The organism is Xenorhabdus sp. IM139775 (assembly GCF_028598745.1).
Taxonomy (GTDB): domain Bacteria; phylum Pseudomonadota; class Gammaproteobacteria; order Enterobacterales; family Enterobacteriaceae; genus Xenorhabdus.
Genome location: NZ_JAQRFK010000005.1, coordinates 41,916 through 57,693 on the forward strand (window position 1 = coordinate 41,916; position 15,778 = coordinate 57,693).

The following is a 15,778-nucleotide window of genomic DNA, read 5'->3' on the forward strand; positions in this document are numbered from 1 at the left end:
TATTTTATGGAAATGACATGTGGAATTAGCCTACACAGGGCGTGCCACAATATTGCGGGTTTCCATTCTGACATCTTCAATGCGGACATCGATGATGTCATTTAAACGGTGAACAGTTTCGCCTTTAATGAGTACGGAACCGGTTTCCTGACTGCATTGAATTTCATCACGAACGGCATGCAGGAAAGGTCCGGGAACGAAAGCGACGGCACCGTTATCTACCAGCCGAACTCGCAGGCCACCACGGGTGATATCGATAATTTCTGCCGGGAATGTTTTATCTGTGCCGGCATGAGGTTGCAAGAAACGGGCATAGAGCCAATCACCAACATCACGCTCTGCCATGCGGTTAGCCCGACGGCGGTCTGTCAGTTGCAGGCAAAGATCTTCAGTGGGTCTGTCTGACTCAGCTTGCTGAATAATTGCTTTCAACAAACGATGGTTGGTGATATCGCTGTATTTACGGATAGGGGATGTCCAAGTCGCGTAAGCATCAAATCCTAAACCAAAGTGCGGGCCTGGTTCTGTTTTGATTTCAGCAAACGTTTGGAAACGGCGGATACGGCTGTCCAGGAACTGGGTCGGTTGTTTATCCAGTTCACGACGCAATTCACAGAACCCTTCCAGTTTCAGTAATGCTTCAGCCTCAACTTCAATGCCGTGCTCTTTAAGGACTTCAACGGCTTGATCAATCTGGGCAGGTTCAAAGCCAGTATGGACGTTATAAATACCAAAGCCCAACTTATCACGCAGAATTTTAGCAGCACATAAATTCGCTGTGATCATGGCTTCTTCAACAATGCGGTTGGCTGAACGGCGTTGTTCCGTAACGATATCAACAACATTGCCGCCTTCATCAAGGATAAACCGGTAATCTGGGCGCTCCTTGAAAACCAGCGCGTTTTGCAGGCGCCAGCTATTGCGACGTTCACACATCTCTTTCAGGAGGGTGATTTGGCTTGTAACGGCGTCTGACTCTGGTTCCCAACCTTCTTGGCCTTCTAACCAGTCAGAAACTTCGTCATAAACCAGCTTAAATTTAGACTCAACCCATGCCGAAAAGAATTGAATATCATCGGCCAATTGGCCATCTTCCAGAATGGAAACCTGACAAACCAGAGCCGGGCGGCGCACATTAGGGCGCAGGGAGCATAGATCATCAGATAGCTCACGCGGGAGCATTGGAATATTGAAACCCGGCAGATAATTGGTGAAACTGCGTTGATAGGCAATTTTGTCCAGTTCACTACCCGCTTTGATATAAGCCGTGGGATCTGCAATGGCAATAGACAGTTTCAGGCTGCCATCATCATTTTTGGTGATGTGCAGGGCATCATCCATATCTTCGGTGGTTGCGCTGTCAATCGTGACAAAATCAAAGGCGGTCAGATCGATGCGTTCGGCACTCTCGTCCAGTTGGCAATCTGTCATTACAGGTGCATTACGTTCCAGATTGTGGCGAGCTAATGTTACCCACCATGGCGCGTAGTGGTTATCACCTTGCGTAATATAGCCAGTGATTTCAGCGTGAAAACCGCGATCGCCTTTCAGGGGATGCCGGCGCATTTCAGCCACGGCCCAATCACCCTGTTCAAATGCATGGTCAACTTGGTTTGCTGGACGGCAAGGGATCGTGTCCCTTAATAAGGGATGATCAGGAATAATCCATAATCGATTGTCGTTTTCTTTCTTCTGGACTCTGCCGACAAAACGGGTCAGGAAGGGTTCAACCAGAGATTCAGGCTCGGCAATTTCTTTGTCTTTGTCTGTGTGGATTGCAGCGGTAATTCGATCACCGTGCATGACTTTTTTCATGTAGGGAGGTGGAATGAAATAACTTTTTTGACCGTCGACTTCTAAAAATCCAAAGCCTTTCTCAGTTCCTTTGACTAAACCTTCTACGCGCGGGGTCTGGGCGTAAAGTTGCTGTTTTAGCTGCGCAAGCAGCGGATTATTTTGAAACATAATATCTGGAGAATGTGGAGTTATTATCGATAATTTTGGATAACAGTTTTACGCGAATCGGGAGTGTGGAGCAAGTAACATCTTATCAAAACAGGAAAAATTGTGGTGTAAGCCCAAAAAATGAGACGTTCGTAGGAGAAAACAGGCTATATAAATTAGCAATGGTATTTAGTTACAACATGCTTATTTAGTTTCACACTATCAACACATCCATCAACGCCAAAACACAAAAAGCCATGCAGGAGATTAATTCATCTCAATTTAGTTATAGGAGAATACAACGATAATGGTTTATATAGCCTGTCGCCTGTCATAATGATTAAACAGGGGACAGACTGATGGAGAGTTAAAAGGGGAAGGTTTTATGGTTTTTGACTATTCGGTTTTATCCGTATATTCACAAAGATCCTCAATAATACAAGAGCCACAGCGCGGTTTACGGGCAATGCAGGTATAACGACCGTGTAAAATCAGCCAGTGGTGGCAATCAACCTTGAATGCGGATGGCACAACTTTTAATAAGTTCTTTTCAACTTCATCAACGTTTTTCCCGGATGCAAATTGAGTCCGATTGCTGACGCGAAAAATATGGGTGTCAACGGCAATGGTCGGCCAACCAAAAGCCGTATTTAAAACAACATTAGCCGTTTTCCGGCCGACACCCGGCAATGCTTCCAGCGCTGCGCGATCTTCCGGCACTTCTCCTTGATGCTTTTCCAGTAATATCCGGCAGGTTTTGATCACATTTTCGGCTTTGGTGTTATATAACCCAATGGTCTTTATATACGCCTTTAAACCCTCAACGCCCAAACCAAGGATCGCCAGCGGGGTATTGGCAATGGGATACAGTTTTGCCGTCGCCTTATTCACGCTGACATCGGTAGCCTGCGCAGACAACAAAACAGAAATGAGCAACTCAAATGGAGAGTTGAACACCAGTTCAGTCGTTGGGTGTGGATTGTTATCCCGTAAGCGGGTAAGTATTTCAACCCGTTTTTGTTGATTCATGTCTGGCTACACCTTTAGCTTCTTGTAATATGACTTCCACAGCCTTTTTCTACGTTATACCGGCGCTCTTCATTTTTTGCCCGATCCTTGATGCGTTCATCAATGAGATATTTTCCTGCCAGCAGCAAACCTAACCCAATAAAAGCACCGGGTGGGAGGATAGCGAGCAGGAAAGGGGAGTCCATATGAATGATTTCAATACGCAGTGATTTGGCCCAACTACCCAGTAATAAATCTGCACCATCAAAAAGAGTCCCGTTTCCCAGAATTTCTCGCATGGCACCTAAAACAAATAAGGCAAACGTTGCTCCCAGCCCCATGGAAAGACCATCAATCGTCGAATGATAGATTGAGTTCTTTGAGGCGTAGGCTTCAGCGCGGCCGATGACAATACAGTTCGTCACAATCAAGGGAATAAAAATACCTAATGACTCATAAAGCCCGAAAGCAAAGGCATTGATTAACATCTGGACAGCACTGACGACAGACGCAATGATTATCACATAAATGGGAATACGAATTTCATGGGGCACCCAACGTCGTAAGGCTGACACTGCAATGTTGGTACACATTAAGACTAATGTGGTCGCCAAGCCTAATCCCAAGGCATTGGTCGCCGTGGAGGAAACGGCCAATAAAGGGCAAAGCCCTAAAAGCTGTACCAACGCGGAGTTGTTTTTCCAGATCCCCTGAATAAATAGGTTTTTCGTTTCATTCATGATTATTTCTCTCCACAAGCGGGTAGCGAAGACAGTTGTTCCGGTACGGTTTCCAGATAAAGCGTTGTTCGTTTAACGGCATTGACGACAGCACGGGGGGTAATGGTTGCTCCGGTAAATTGGTCAAATTCTCCACCGTCTTTTTTAACCGCCCAGAGATGATCATCTTTTGACATCACTTTTTTGCCAGAGAAAGCATAGATCCAACCGGAAATTCGAGCCTCAATTTTGTCGCCCAAACCCGGTGTTTCATGCTGTTCAGTGACACGAACACCTAGCACATTGCCAGAAAAATCCGCGCCCACCAGTAATTGAATCGCCCCTGAATAGCCATCAGGCGCTGTGCTTTCTAACGCAGCGGCAATTGGAGCGCCTTTTTTACGAGCGAGGTAAAGCCGGTGAGGTTGCTCGTTGCCTAAGGCAATGTTTGTCACTAAATAACATTCATTCTGCATATCATTATCGTATAGAGCAGGGGGAACAACTTGATCCAGCAGTACCTTATGCTGTAAGGCTGCCTGTTCGGCGATCCGGTCTTTTGTCAACGAATAAACCAGTGCGGTTAGCCCTGTGGTGCAGGCCGCGAAAATGGCAAGGGTAATACCGTGACGACGCATAGTTTCTAACATAGTATATTCTCCCTTTCCTATTTGTGGCCGTAAGCACGGGGCTGAGTGTAATGGTCAATAAGTGGTACACATATATTGGCCAGTAATACTGCAAATGCCACTGCATCCGGATAACCACCACACACACGAATTATCCAGATAAGTCCACCTATCATGGCTCCATAAATCAGGCGACCTTTTGGTGTTGTTGAGGCACTCACTGGATCGGTCGCAATAAAAAATGCGCCCAACATGGTTGCACCGGAAAAGAGTTGCAATAAAGGTGGTGAATAGCGAGTGGGATCAAGGAACCAGCTAATCGCGGCACAAATACCCAGCGACAAAATAAATGCAGTTGGGATTTGCCAGCTAATGACTTTTCGGTTGAGCATTATCAGGCCGCCAGCCAAATAGGCAATATTGACCCACTGCCAGCCGATACCAGCCAAAACGCCTTGTAGTATAGGTTGTTGTAATACCTCATCAATATTGTGGGTTAGTCTGCCCGTTTTAAAACTGTCCAGTGGTGTGGCTTGACTCATTCCATCAATACTTTGCTGCAATTGCAATAAAGTGGAACCCTCTGGCGTATGTCCTGTGAAAATAACCATCAGGCTATCCCATGGCGTTAACGTGTATGCCTGTAAAGATTCCGGTGGCATCCAACTGGTCATTTGGATAGGAAATGAGATCAGCAGAACGACATAGCCAACCATGGCAGGATTAAATGGGTTTTGCCCAAGTCCGCCATACAGGTGTTTAGCGATAATGACGGCAAAAAATGTCCCGAGCACGATTAGCCACCATGGTGCCAATGGCGGCAGGCTAATACCTAAAAGCAATCCTGTGACTAAGGCCGAATTATCTTTGAGATAGGGAAGTATTAATTGTTTTTTCAGGGCAATAGCCGCGGATTCCGCTAACAATGCCGTAATGACAGCCAACAAGATCTGGAATAATGTTCCATAACCAAAGAAATAGGTCTGTATCACAATACCGGGTATAGCAGCTAAAACCACCCAAAACATGATCCGGCTGGTGCTTTTTTGATTGTGTGTAAAAGGCGAACTTGCGACTTTTAATGGGGTGTTGTCAGTTTTTACTGGCCTAAATTTCATCGATAAATTTCACTATTCTGTTGTAATCCGTTGTTCTTCTTGATCTTGTGCGGCCTTTTTCGCTTTGGCACGGGCGATGGCCGCAGCAACAGCAGCTTTACGCGGATCAATCTCTTCCGGCTCTTCGGAAACCACCGGTGGTGGCGTTGATTCAGATTGGTTTTGTGCGGCTTTTTTTGCCTTGGCACGGGCGATGGCCGCAGCGACGGCAGCTTTACGCGGATCAATCTCTTCCGGCTCTTCGGAAACCACCGGTGGTGGCGTTGATTCAGATTGGTTTTGTGCGGCTTTTTTGGCTTTTGCTCTGGCTATCGCAGCGGCGAGAGCGGCTTTACGCGGATCGCTGTCCTCAGCCGCCGGTGTTGATATCTCTATATCTGGGCTTGTGGTAATTTGTTTCTCTGCCTGACGAGCACGTAACTGTTCTTTTCTGGCCTTGCGTGCTGCAATGGCTGCTGCATTGTCAGGTAATTGGCCTGCTTGCACAGTGATAGATTCACCCGTATTCTCCTGTTTCTCCTTCACACGGGCAAGAGCTGCTTGTACTGCATTTTTATCACTGCTATCTACTTGAATCAACGCTTGTTTATGGCGTTCTTCGCGCGCCAGTTTTTCCCGTTCCAAACGTGCCTGTTTGGCTTCAAAACGTATTTTAGCTTCAGCAGAGCGGCGTGCCTCTGCGTCTATAGCCTGTATTTCGGCTTTTTCTTGTCGATAGTATTGAACTAAAGGAATATTACTTGGGCACACATAGGCACAGGCACCACATTCGATACAGTCAAATAAATGGTGATCTTTGGCTTTTTCATGTTCTTGCCCTCGACTGAACCAATACAGTTGTTGAGGCAATAATCCGGCAGGACAGGCTTCAACACATAAACCGCAGCGGATGCACGCCTCCTCAATGGCTTTAGGTTCCATCTCTTGTACCGAAGGTGCAAGAATGCAGTTACTGATTTTGACGATGGGAACATTCAAGTCAGGCAGGGTGAAACCCATTAATGGCCCGCCCATAATGACCATTTGTTCCGATCCTGAGTGAAATCCAGCCTGTTGTAACAGGAACTGAACCGGCGTGCCAAGACGAGCCCAGAAATTACCGGGAGAAGTAACAGCTTCACCTGTCAGCGTGACGACACGTTCAATTAATGGTTCACCATCAATAATAGCTCGCTTTATCGCCACGACGGTACCCACGTTTTGCATGAGAACGCCGATGCCAGAAGAACGGCCGCCAGAAGGAACTTCTTTCCCGGTCAGGATCTTGGTCAGTTGTTTGGCACCACCAGAGGGATATTTGGTTGGAATGACCCGTACAATAATGGATTTATCACCATTGAGAGCGGTGTTTAGGGCACTAATGGCATCAGGTTTGTTATCTTCAATACCGATCAGCACCTGCTTGGGATTGAGCAGGTGTATTAAAATGCGGACACCCTCAATAATTTCTTGCGCATGTTCCTGCATTAAACGGTCATCAGCGGTGATATAGGGTTCACACTCAGCCGCATTGATGATCAGCGTCTTGAGATTGCGCCGTCCACCTTTGAGTTTTGTTTCAGTGGGGAAACCTGCACCGCCTAAGCCGGCAATACCCGCTTGCTGAATGCGTTTCAATATTTCATCGGCATCCAGTGTTGTGTAATCAGCGACTTGGGTACGTTCCCCCCATTGGTCTTTGCCATCAGGCCGCAACCGGACACACAATTCTTTCAGTCCAGAAGGATGTGCTGTAACGCAAGGTTCAATAGCGATAATTGTCCCTGATGTGGACGCATGAACAGGGACTGTTCTGCCCACACCAACCGTTAACGCCTGGCCTTTTAAGACCTTATCACCCGTTTTAACCAACAATTCACCTTCTGGTCCCAAATGTTGCTGGAGGGGAATGATTAGTTCATCCGGCAATGGAGCATGGCGCAATGGGGTGCAGCTAGATTGCAGTTTCATTTCTGGCGGGTGGATGCCACCATCAAAATCCCAGATTTTATGCTTATTAAGCAAGTTAAGCAGATTAAACATTGGTTTTAACCTCAACATGCTTCGCTGGAGAGAACAAAGCTGGGTCTGGGGTGGCAGGAATGTTTTTTACTGGGATGGTGTTTAAATCCCATTTCCAATTTGAGGTCGTCGTAGCAACGGGGATCATCGTAATGCAATCTGTTGGGCAAGGTGAGACACACAGGTCACAACCTGTGCAGAGATCTTCAACAACGGTGTGCATGGCACGGTTTGCGCCAATAATGGCATCCACAGGACAAGCCTGAATGCATTTTGTGCAGCCTATGCAATTTTCTTCATCAATGAAAGCCACTTTCCTGGCTGGATTCTGAACATTTTCGTCGCCATCCAGCGGTTGTGGATCAACACTTAATAACTCAGAAATTTTGAGCATAACCGGCTCGCCACCGGGAGCACATTTGTTGATCATCTCGCCATTGTTGGCGACAGCTTCCGCGTAAGGGCGGCAACCAGGGTAGCCGCACTGCCCACATTGACTCTGGGGTAACAAATTATCGATGTTTTCAACAATGGGATCTTCTTCTACTTTAAAACGACGGGCAGCAAAACCAAGAATTAAGCCAAAGGCTAATCCGAGTACACTTAACACGCCGATAGCTATCCATAATGACATCATCAGAATTTCACCAAACCACTAAAGCCCATAAATGCGAGGGACATTAACCCCGCAGTAATAAGCCCTATCGATGAACCACGAAAAGGAGTCGGAATATTGGCAACGGCCAGACGTTCTCGAATAGCGGCAAACAACACCATGACGAGAGAAAAACCCGCGGCAGCGCTGAAACCATAGACAGCAGATTGTAAAAAGCCGTGGGATTGATTGGCATTGAGTAACGCGACACCCAGTACTGCGCAGTTGGTGGTAATCAATGGCAGGAAAATCCCCAAGAGACGATAAAGTGCCGGACTGGTCTTGCGGATGACGAGTTCAGTAAACTGAACGACGACTGCCGTAACGAGGATAAAGCTCAGGGTGCGTAAATAAACTAAATCAAGCGGGATAAGAATAAACGAGTTTATCAGCCATGAGCTGATAGAAGCCAGAGTGAGCACAAAAGTTGTTGCCAGCCCCATGCCGATGGCGGTTTCGAGTTTTTTGGAAACCCCCATAAATGGGCATAGACCCAAGAACTTTACTAAAACAAAATTATTGACCAAAACTGTGCCAATAAATAACAGAAGGTATTCAGTCATTGCTATACCTGAAAATAATAGATTGGAAAATGGAACACTGCTTACATCGTTTGAATAGAAATTACCCCACTTGAATGTGGGGCAAGTGGGGGCATGATAACAATCAATTGTGGGGTATGTTATCGATCTTGTGTGAAAGTCATTTTCACCCGATGGGAGCGTTTAATATAAGGAGCGAAAACAGCGGCGGCCAGTAATGGCCATAATAGGGAGCGTATTGCCATTTCATCAGAAATGGGCGAAAAGGCGAAGGTTTTTATTGCTATCAGAACGGAAAGCATCAGCCAAATAATAAAAATACGCGGGAATCGTTTCGAACGAATAAAAAGTAGCTTTAATACCCAGGCAGTCAAACACCACATTATTGCCGTGGTTAATACCGAAATATACCACAGCGTAGTAAAGCTGCCGCTGATTTGATGAATAGCTTCATTTTTATGGATAAACGTCATCGTATATAACAGCAGCATCAAACTGGCCGCAATTAGTGTCATGATGAGATAGGCGGCAGGCGCTAATAACCAGCCGTTAATACGATAATAATCATTGGATTGATACATAAGAATTTTTCACTCCAACATACGTGTTTTTGACATAGGGAAATGATTATAGGAAAAAGAGAGTCGTAGTGGAATTAGCAAAAGTTAAGGCGGGCCTGTCTCTGTCAGAATGGATTCATGCACGCCAGTAGAGGAAGAGGATCTGTGGCTCATCATGACAGAAGCATCAATGCCGCGTTTATTTGCTAACGTGTGATAGGTAGTGGTACTTTCTGATGCTTTGTTACCTGCTTACAGTATTTGCATGTAGTATTTGCATATAGTATTTACGTGTAGCATTGACGGGATATTACGATCATTTTTTAGGGGCAATTATGAGTGATTTCTTAAAAGTCGGTTTGGTCGGCTATGGTTATGCAAGTCAAACGTTCCACGCACCATTGATTATGGGGACACCCAATGTTGAATTGGTTGCTATTTCCAGTAGTGATGCAGATAAAGTTAAAAAAGATTGGTCAAAAATATCCGTTGTTTCTTCGCCGGAAGCTCTCTTCAATGATCCCAATATTGACCTTATTGTGATCCCGACACCCAATGATACGCACTACCCATTGACTCAAAAAGCGTTGGCTGCGGGTAAACATGTTGTCGTCGATAAGCCTTTTACCATTACCGTAGAACAGGCTAATTCACTGAAAAAACAAGCCGAAGAGGCGAAATTATTGCTGTCTGTATTCCATAATCGTCGTTGGGATTCGGGCTTTCTGACCGTAAAATCAATTATTCAAGAAAATAAATTGGGCGCACTGAAATATTATGAATCCCACTTTGATCGTTATCGTCCCGCAGTTCGCCAGCGTTGGCGTGAAGCTGCCGGAGCTGGCAGCGGGATTTGGTATGATTTAGCCCCGCATTTACTGGATCAGGCAGTTCAACTCTTTGGCAAACCCCACGCCATCACAACAGATTTAGGCATGATACGTCCAGATGCAGAGACTGCGGATTATTTTCATGCCCAGCTCACTTATCCTGATTTGAAAGTGGTATTACATGCAACCATGCTCTCAGCGGTAGAATCACCTATTTATACTTTGCATGGACTGGCTGGCAGTTATACCAAGTATGGTCTTGATCCTCAGGAAGAGCGGCTGAAAGCAGGAGAAAGACCGCCACGGGCAGACTGGGGATATGATGCACGGGATGGTTATGTGACGTTGTCACAAGATAATGATTTGGTGACCAAAGTTATTCCAACTGTGCCGGGTAATTATGGTGCTTACTATGCGGCTATTCGTGATGCGATTTTGTTTGGGAAACCTAATCCAGTGACTGCCAGTGAAGCTATTTTGATTATGAAACTGATTGAGGCAGGTGAGAAATCGGCAAAGGAACAACGCACGATTTTAATTGATTGATTAAACAGCGGCAGGTAGGGCAAGGGGAGTTATATTGATGAACATATTGCAAAAATTAAGAATTGATCCTTTTTTAATGATACTGATTACGGTAGTCATCATTGCATCGTTCTTTCCTTGTGAAGGTGAAGCTAAAACGTGGTTTCAATACTTAACCACCGCGGCTATTGCGCTGTTATTTTTTATGCATGGCGCGAAGTTATCCCGTGATGCTATTTGGGCAGGGATAGGGCACTGGCGGTTGCATTTGGTGATTTTCACCAGCACCTTTATTTTGTTTCCCATACTGGGAATGGGATTAAGTTTCATCGTGCCGGAATGGATGTCACCAACGGTTTATATGGGGTTTCTCTATCTTTGTGCTTTACCTGCCACCGTGCAATCGGCTATCGCTTTTACTTCCGTGGCCGGGGGAAATGTTGCGGCGGCAATATGCAGTGCTTCCGCTTCAAGTTTATTAGGGGTGTTCCTGTCTCCTTTATTAGTGGGTTTTTTGATCCAGACTCATGAAGGTGGTGCGCATACCGATACGTGGCAAGCGATAAAAGATATTATCTTACAGCTGATGGTGCCTTTTATTGTTGGCCACTTCTCGCGCCCCCTGATTGCCGGTTGGGTAGAAAAGCATAAGAAATGGGTCAACATGACGGATCGTTCGTCTATCTTGCTGGTGGTTTATGTCGCATTTAGTGAAGCGGTGGTGGAAGGCATTTGGCATAAAATCGATGCCTATTCACTGCTGATGATTGGCGTTGTCTGCTGCGTTTTATTGGCTATGGTTTTAATCATTAATGTCTATAGCGCGCGTTTACTGGGTTTTAGCAAAGATGACGAAATTACCATTGTGTTTTGTGGTTCGAAGAAAAGTTTGGCGAATGGTGTACCAATGGCTAATGTGTTATTTCCTGCGCCAATAGTCGGTGTGATGTTATTACCGTTGATGATTTTCCACCAGATCCAATTGATGGTTTGTGCTGTACTTGCTCACCGTTATGCGCAACGCCTGAGAACAAAATAAAAACAAAAAAGGCAGAGACGTTTTCTGCCTTTGGAATACTGTTTCTGAAATACCATCTTTGAAATATCGTCCTTGGAATGATTATCCCTGAAATAAATCGCGTTTCTTAACGGTTGGCGACTTTATCTTTGAGTACCTGTTTTTCCGTTTCGCTGAGGAATGCGGTTGCCAACCCATTAATCTGCGCTTGCCGGATCAGTGCTGGAGACAGCCCCGCCGCCGGCGCAGCAACATGATACTCATGACGAATTTCAATGCCTTCTACTGCGGGATCATCCGTATTGATTGATGCCAAAATACCGTGCTCAAGGAATTGCTTCAACGGGTGGGTTTGTAAGGAATTGACGGTGCTGGTTTGCAGGTTTGATGTCAGGCAAGATTCAATCCCGATGCCGTGTTCAGCTAAATAATCCATCAGGGCCGGATCGGTGATGGCTTTCACGCCGTGTCCAATACGGGTGGCACCCAATTCACGAATAGCATGCCAAATGCTTTCAGCTCCCGCGGCTTCGCCGGCGTGTACGCTGATATTCCAGCCCGCATCACGCGCTTGGTTGAAATGTTGTTCAAAGAGATGACCTGGGAACCCTAATTCATCACCGGCCAGATCTAATGCGGTGATGTGTTGCTTATGGGCCAACAGTCCCGCGAGTTCCTGACTACAGGCTTTTTCACCAAATGTTCGGCTCAGGATACCAATTAAACGGATCTGAATATCATGTTGCAGGCTTGCTGAGTGAATACCATCGATGATGGCTTCCACGACACCTTCGACGGGAAGCTGGTGCTTCATCGCCATGTAATAAGGGGAGAAACGCAGTTCAGCGTAATCAAGACCTGCATTGACCGCATCTTCAACATTCTCAATGGCGACTCTGCGGCAAGCCTCTAAATCGGCAAGTACAGTTACTCCCCAGTCTAACTTTTGCAGGAAGCTGACGAGGTTAGGTTCATTTTCAATGATTTGGACATGGGGACGTAATGCTTCCAGCTCATAAGCCGGGAGTGGGATATTATGTTGACGGGCGAGATCCAAAATGGTTTCGGGACGGATATTACCGTCAAGGTGGCGGTGTAAATCGGTCAGTGGAAGCTGTATGTCAATCATTTTCTTATCCTTCTTATCAAATTTTATATATACAAAAAAGCCAGTCAACATGTTGACTGGCAAGAAAGCGAAAGCACTGTCGATTTAATTATCAACTTAATCTTAGTGATTAACTATGTGCTTATTTAACTTCACTTTTAACGGCAGGGAGTTCAGCATCAGACTCATCATCATGCTGATTTTGTTCACCATCATAGGTTCCGGCAAGGCCATTATCAAGCAGGAATTGATGTAAGCTGGATTCTTTGTTATTTAATTTGACTTTGTCATTGGCGTAGTGGAAGTCAAGGCCAATGATCCCATTTTCATCAGTCAGGATTTTGTGTTTAACCCCTTCCTGCGCCACCATTTGAACCTGTAGTTTTGCTTTAGCTTCTGCGGCATCTTTATCTTTACCGTCCAGCATTTCTGACTGTACGATAGATTCTATCAGCATGGCCTTAGAGATGTTAACGTTCAGCGATAACCCTTGAACCAGAGTACGAACCATTTCTTCCGGCTCCATTTGGTTCAGCGCTTTTTTATCTTCCGGAATGTTTTGCAGGGAAAGTTTGAAATCGATTAAACTTTCACCTTTGCTGTTTTTCCAGTTAAAAGGAGAAATGCTGAATTGTGGATCGTTATTCAGAAGAAGATGTAAGTTACTGAGAACAGCTAAAGCGGCCGTATCATAAGATGATCCATCTGTCGTCAAGGCGGCTTCTGTCGCGTCATTATAGGCTTGGGTAAATTTACGCACAGACTGGCCATCTAATTTCTCCATGCCCAACGCTAACTGACCGGAACCAAACTCGATATCCTTAATTTTTACACCATTAACGCCATAAGCGACTTTGATATTCAGATCGTCTTTATCCTCGCCCAAATTGGAGGTCACTTTTATACCCTTAAGGGACATATTGGGTTCATTAGGAATGCCGTTCATGCTGAACTCGCCAACATTGTAGCTTTGATCCCCGATATAGATATCGAACTTACCTTTTTTATTATCCCCTTTGAAATCAATGCCCTTAAGTGCGATGCTTTCTTGTTTAGTCGGATCACTGAAAGACAGTTCATCACTTTTGACTGCAAATGAAAATGCGCTTAAATCACGATTCGTTTCGGCGCTGATTTTGGCGCCTGAGAATGACAGAACTCGCTGCTCACCATTTTTTTTGGTTTCTGTATGATTGATAGGAATCAAATCAACGTGGGTAGAAATTGCACCGCCATAACCGACTTTGGCATCCAGGCTAAACAGTGATTTTCCATTGGTGAAGTCAAATAGCGCCTTCAGGGCATCGCTTTGTTCAAGTTCTGAATGGATAGAAGCCATTTTGGGTATCAGGCTGAAGGTCTTCAGGCTGGCAAGGGGAAATGGCCCATGATCAATCGTCGATTTAAAAATGATCTCTTCATTGGGTGAGATGTCGGCATTTTTTACACCATTTTTGATGGTTAGGATGAAACGGACATCGGAGCTAAAAATACCGCGTTTGAAATCTTTTGCCTGCCATTCTATGCCACTTTCAGGCAATGATTTTGCCAACTCTGTGTTGGCTTTCTTTATGAAGCTATCCAGACGACTTTCAAGTGCCTTGCCTGTATACCATGATGCCCCTGTCCATACCGCACCCAGAGCAACAACAACGCTTACTGCAACTAACGATTTTTTCATGTGGAAATTCCATCCTTTTAACGCGTGTGATGCGTTTTGTATTTATGTCAAAAATGGTTGTTAAGTGTATAGTCTAGCTAAAATATTTTTAATCTGTTTTCACTGGAAATGTGATTAACAACCAAGAGCTATAATTATAACTTTATGAATCTAATCTCATTAATTAGATACTTTAGCGATTTTCCCGTTACCACAAACAGTTACGATTTTTTCTATAGCAGATAAGAAGATTGATTCACCTGAGAACAATCGCAATTGCTGCTTATCCGTGCTGATAACGGCATGTCCTCCAACACAAAATAGAATTGATGCTGAATCATTCGCCAGTGAAATGGGTTGTTCTGAAACAGAATAAACAGAAAAACTAAAATCATTGACAGGAACAGGGTAATTCAGCGCATTTTTTTCCTGTTTTGGCACAGTCAGCAAAGTATCGGCAGCTTTTGGAATAAAATCCAGATTCGCCATTAATTCAGGTACATCAATATGTTTACTGGTTAGGCCGGCACGCAACACATTGTCAGAATTGGCCATGACCTCCAGGGCGACGCCATCAAGATAGGCATGGGGCGTGCGGGCATACAAAAACATCGCCTGACCGGGTTCGAGTTCAACCACATTGAGCAGGAGTGGTGCAAACAGCCCATTGTCATCGGGATAGAACGAGGTCATTTTTTTGATGGTATTCCACGGCTCGCCCTGCTGACTGTTTAATGCTGATTTTAACACCGCAATCGCCAGGTGTTTTTGTTCTCCCTGCATATTCAATAATTGTGAAAAGAGAAACGACAAATGTTGTTCAGTCGGCTGCTGGAGGAATGTTTGAATATCGGGATGCGCAGCGGAAACATAACCCAATAATTGCGCGATCTCCGATAAGGGCCTGAAAGCATTTATGGCCTTGAAGGGGGTCAGGGCATAGACCAGTTCAGGCTTATGGTTATCATCCTTATAGTTGCGTTGTGCTGAATCTAACGGGAGCCCCTGCGCATTTTCTTTGGCAAAGCCCAGTTCAGCCGAAGTTTTATCAGGGTGCACTTGAATAGACAGGGGTTGCGCGGCACACAATACTTTAAACAAGAAAGGCAAACGCTGGAATTGCCGGGCGACCTTTTCCCCAAGGTATTTTTCGGGTTCTTTGTCGATCAAGGTATTTAAGGCAATCGGTTCGCCTGTTTGAGGATCGGTGACCAGTGAACTGCATTTCGGATGTGCGCCCATCCACAGTTCTGCCATTGGCTGATTGTCCGGGTTTTCGATACCATAAATATCCGTCAGGGCGGTTTTACTTCCCCAGTCATAATGTTGGATTTTGTTGGTCATTTTCAGCATGGCGGAATTTCCTATAATAAAAAAGTCACTTATTCATATGACAACAATACAATAAACACGATTAGGTCGCATTATCGATAATAAATTTATGGCATTATAAACAGATGC

At 45.2% G+C, this 15,778-nt stretch carries 14 protein-coding genes; 2 read left to right on the forward strand and 12 right to left on the reverse strand.

Annotated features, from left to right (window positions below):
- Positions 1-30: 30 nt before the first annotated feature.
- The 9 genes from PSI17_RS01965 to PSI17_RS02005 all read right to left on the reverse strand — a co-directional run bounded on the left by PSI17_RS01965 (position 31) and on the right by PSI17_RS02005 (position 9,197).
- Positions 31-1,965 (reverse strand): exoribonuclease II, encoded by a 1,935-nt coding sequence (locus PSI17_RS01965; protein WP_273550341.1) that lies wholly within the window; start codon positions 1,963-1,965, stop codon positions 31-33.
- A gap of 375 nt (positions 1,966-2,340) precedes the next feature.
- A complete protein-coding gene (nth, locus tag PSI17_RS01970) occupies positions 2,341-2,973 on the reverse strand; it encodes an endonuclease III (protein WP_273550342.1) in 633 nt (210 codons plus the stop codon).
- 14 nt (positions 2,974-2,987) lie between these two features.
- Positions 2,988-3,692 (reverse strand): electron transport complex subunit E, encoded by a 705-nt coding sequence (locus PSI17_RS01975; protein ID WP_273550343.1) that lies wholly within the window; start codon positions 3,690-3,692, stop codon positions 2,988-2,990.
- Positions 3,693-3,694: 2 nt separating this feature from the next.
- The gene (rsxG, locus tag PSI17_RS01980) at positions 3,695-4,321 is read right to left on the reverse strand and encodes an electron transport complex subunit RsxG (RefSeq protein WP_273550344.1); all 627 of its coding nucleotides are present in this window, start codon (positions 4,319-4,321) and stop codon (positions 3,695-3,697) included.
- Between the two features lie 17 nt (positions 4,322-4,338).
- On the reverse strand, positions 4,339-5,418 hold the full coding sequence (gene rsxD, locus PSI17_RS01985) for an electron transport complex subunit RsxD (protein ID WP_273550345.1): 1,080 nt from the start codon (positions 5,416-5,418) through the stop codon (positions 4,339-4,341).
- Between the two features lie 12 nt (positions 5,419-5,430).
- A complete protein-coding gene (gene rsxC / locus PSI17_RS01990; RefSeq protein WP_273550346.1) occupies positions 5,431-7,440 on the reverse strand; it encodes an electron transport complex subunit RsxC in 2,010 nt (669 codons plus the stop codon).
- Entirely contained in the window at positions 7,433-8,056 is a 624-nt protein-coding gene (gene rsxB / locus PSI17_RS01995) for an electron transport complex subunit RsxB (protein ID WP_273550347.1), read from the reverse strand. Before rsxB ends, rsxC begins: the two co-directional genes overlap by 8 nt.
- A complete protein-coding gene (gene rsxA, locus PSI17_RS02000; RefSeq protein WP_273550348.1) occupies positions 8,056-8,637 on the reverse strand; it encodes an electron transport complex subunit RsxA in 582 nt (193 codons plus the stop codon). The genes rsxB and rsxA overlap by 1 nt, the downstream gene beginning before the upstream one ends.
- A gap of 119 nt (positions 8,638-8,756) precedes the next feature.
- Positions 8,757-9,197 (reverse strand): DUF2569 domain-containing protein, encoded by a 441-nt coding sequence (locus tag PSI17_RS02005; RefSeq protein WP_273550349.1) that lies wholly within the window; start codon positions 9,195-9,197, stop codon positions 8,757-8,759.
- 314 nt (positions 9,198-9,511) lie between these two features.
- Between PSI17_RS02005 and PSI17_RS02010 the strand changes: the two genes are divergently transcribed.
- Both PSI17_RS02010 and PSI17_RS02015 read left to right on the forward strand, forming a co-directional pair.
- Positions 9,512-10,552, forward strand: coding sequence for an oxidoreductase (locus tag PSI17_RS02010; protein ID WP_273550350.1), 1,041 nt, complete (start codon positions 9,512-9,514; stop codon positions 10,550-10,552).
- A gap of 37 nt (positions 10,553-10,589) precedes the next feature.
- A complete protein-coding gene (locus PSI17_RS02015) occupies positions 10,590-11,570 on the forward strand; it encodes a bile acid:sodium symporter family protein (protein WP_273550351.1) in 981 nt (326 codons plus the stop codon).
- A gap of 106 nt (positions 11,571-11,676) precedes the next feature.
- Here the strand turns inward: PSI17_RS02015 and add are convergent, their stop codons facing one another.
- The 3 genes from add to manA form a co-directional block, all read right to left on the reverse strand.
- Positions 11,677-12,678, reverse strand: a complete 1,002-nt coding sequence (add, locus tag PSI17_RS02020) for an adenosine deaminase (RefSeq protein ID WP_273550352.1) — start codon at positions 12,676-12,678, stop codon at positions 11,677-11,679.
- A 121-nt stretch (positions 12,679-12,799) separates the two neighbouring features.
- Positions 12,800-14,338 (reverse strand): YdgA family protein, encoded by a 1,539-nt coding sequence (locus PSI17_RS02025; RefSeq protein WP_273550353.1) that lies wholly within the window; start codon positions 14,336-14,338, stop codon positions 12,800-12,802.
- Between the two features lie 159 nt (positions 14,339-14,497).
- Positions 14,498-15,670, reverse strand: coding sequence for a mannose-6-phosphate isomerase (gene manA, locus PSI17_RS02030; protein ID WP_273550354.1), 1,173 nt, complete (start codon positions 15,668-15,670; stop codon positions 14,498-14,500).
- Between the last annotated feature and the right edge of the window lie 108 nt (positions 15,671-15,778).

Bases quoted from the DNA above. Each gene is read 5' to 3' on its own strand.
- PSI17_RS01965 (WP_273550341.1), bottom strand. From the start codon at position 1,965: ATGTTTCAAAATAATCCGCTGCTTGCGCAGCTAAAACAGCAACTTTAC.
- nth (WP_273550342.1), bottom strand. From the start codon at position 2,973: ATGAATCAACAAAAACGGGTTGAAATACTTACCCGCTTACGGGATAAC.
- PSI17_RS01975 (WP_273550343.1), bottom strand. From the start codon at position 3,692: ATGAATGAAACGAAAAACCTATTTATTCAGGGGATCTGGAAAAACAAC.
- rsxG (WP_273550344.1), bottom strand. From the start codon at position 4,321: ATGTTAGAAACTATGCGTCGTCACGGTATTACCCTTGCCATTTTCGCG.
- rsxD (WP_273550345.1), bottom strand. From the start codon at position 5,418: ATGAAATTTAGGCCAGTAAAAACTGACAACACCCCATTAAAAGTCGCA.
- rsxC (WP_273550346.1), bottom strand. From the start codon at position 7,440: ATGTTTAATCTGCTTAACTTGCTTAATAAGCATAAAATCTGGGATTTT.
- rsxB (WP_273550347.1), bottom strand. From the start codon at position 8,056: ATGATGTCATTATGGATAGCTATCGGCGTGTTAAGTGTACTCGGATTA.
- rsxA (WP_273550348.1), bottom strand. From the start codon at position 8,637: ATGACTGAATACCTTCTGTTATTTATTGGCACAGTTTTGGTCAATAAT.
- PSI17_RS02005 (WP_273550349.1), bottom strand. From the start codon at position 9,197: ATGTATCAATCCAATGATTATTATCGTATTAACGGCTGGTTATTAGCG.
- PSI17_RS02010 (WP_273550350.1), top strand. From the start codon at position 9,512: ATGAGTGATTTCTTAAAAGTCGGTTTGGTCGGCTATGGTTATGCAAGT.
- PSI17_RS02015 (WP_273550351.1), top strand. From the start codon at position 10,590: ATGAACATATTGCAAAAATTAAGAATTGATCCTTTTTTAATGATACTG.
- add (WP_273550352.1), bottom strand. From the start codon at position 12,678: ATGATTGACATACAGCTTCCACTGACCGATTTACACCGCCACCTTGAC.
- PSI17_RS02025 (WP_273550353.1), bottom strand. From the start codon at position 14,338: ATGAAAAAATCGTTAGTTGCAGTAAGCGTTGTTGTTGCTCTGGGTGCG.
- manA (WP_273550354.1), bottom strand. From the start codon at position 15,670: ATGCTGAAAATGACCAACAAAATCCAACATTATGACTGGGGAAGTAAA.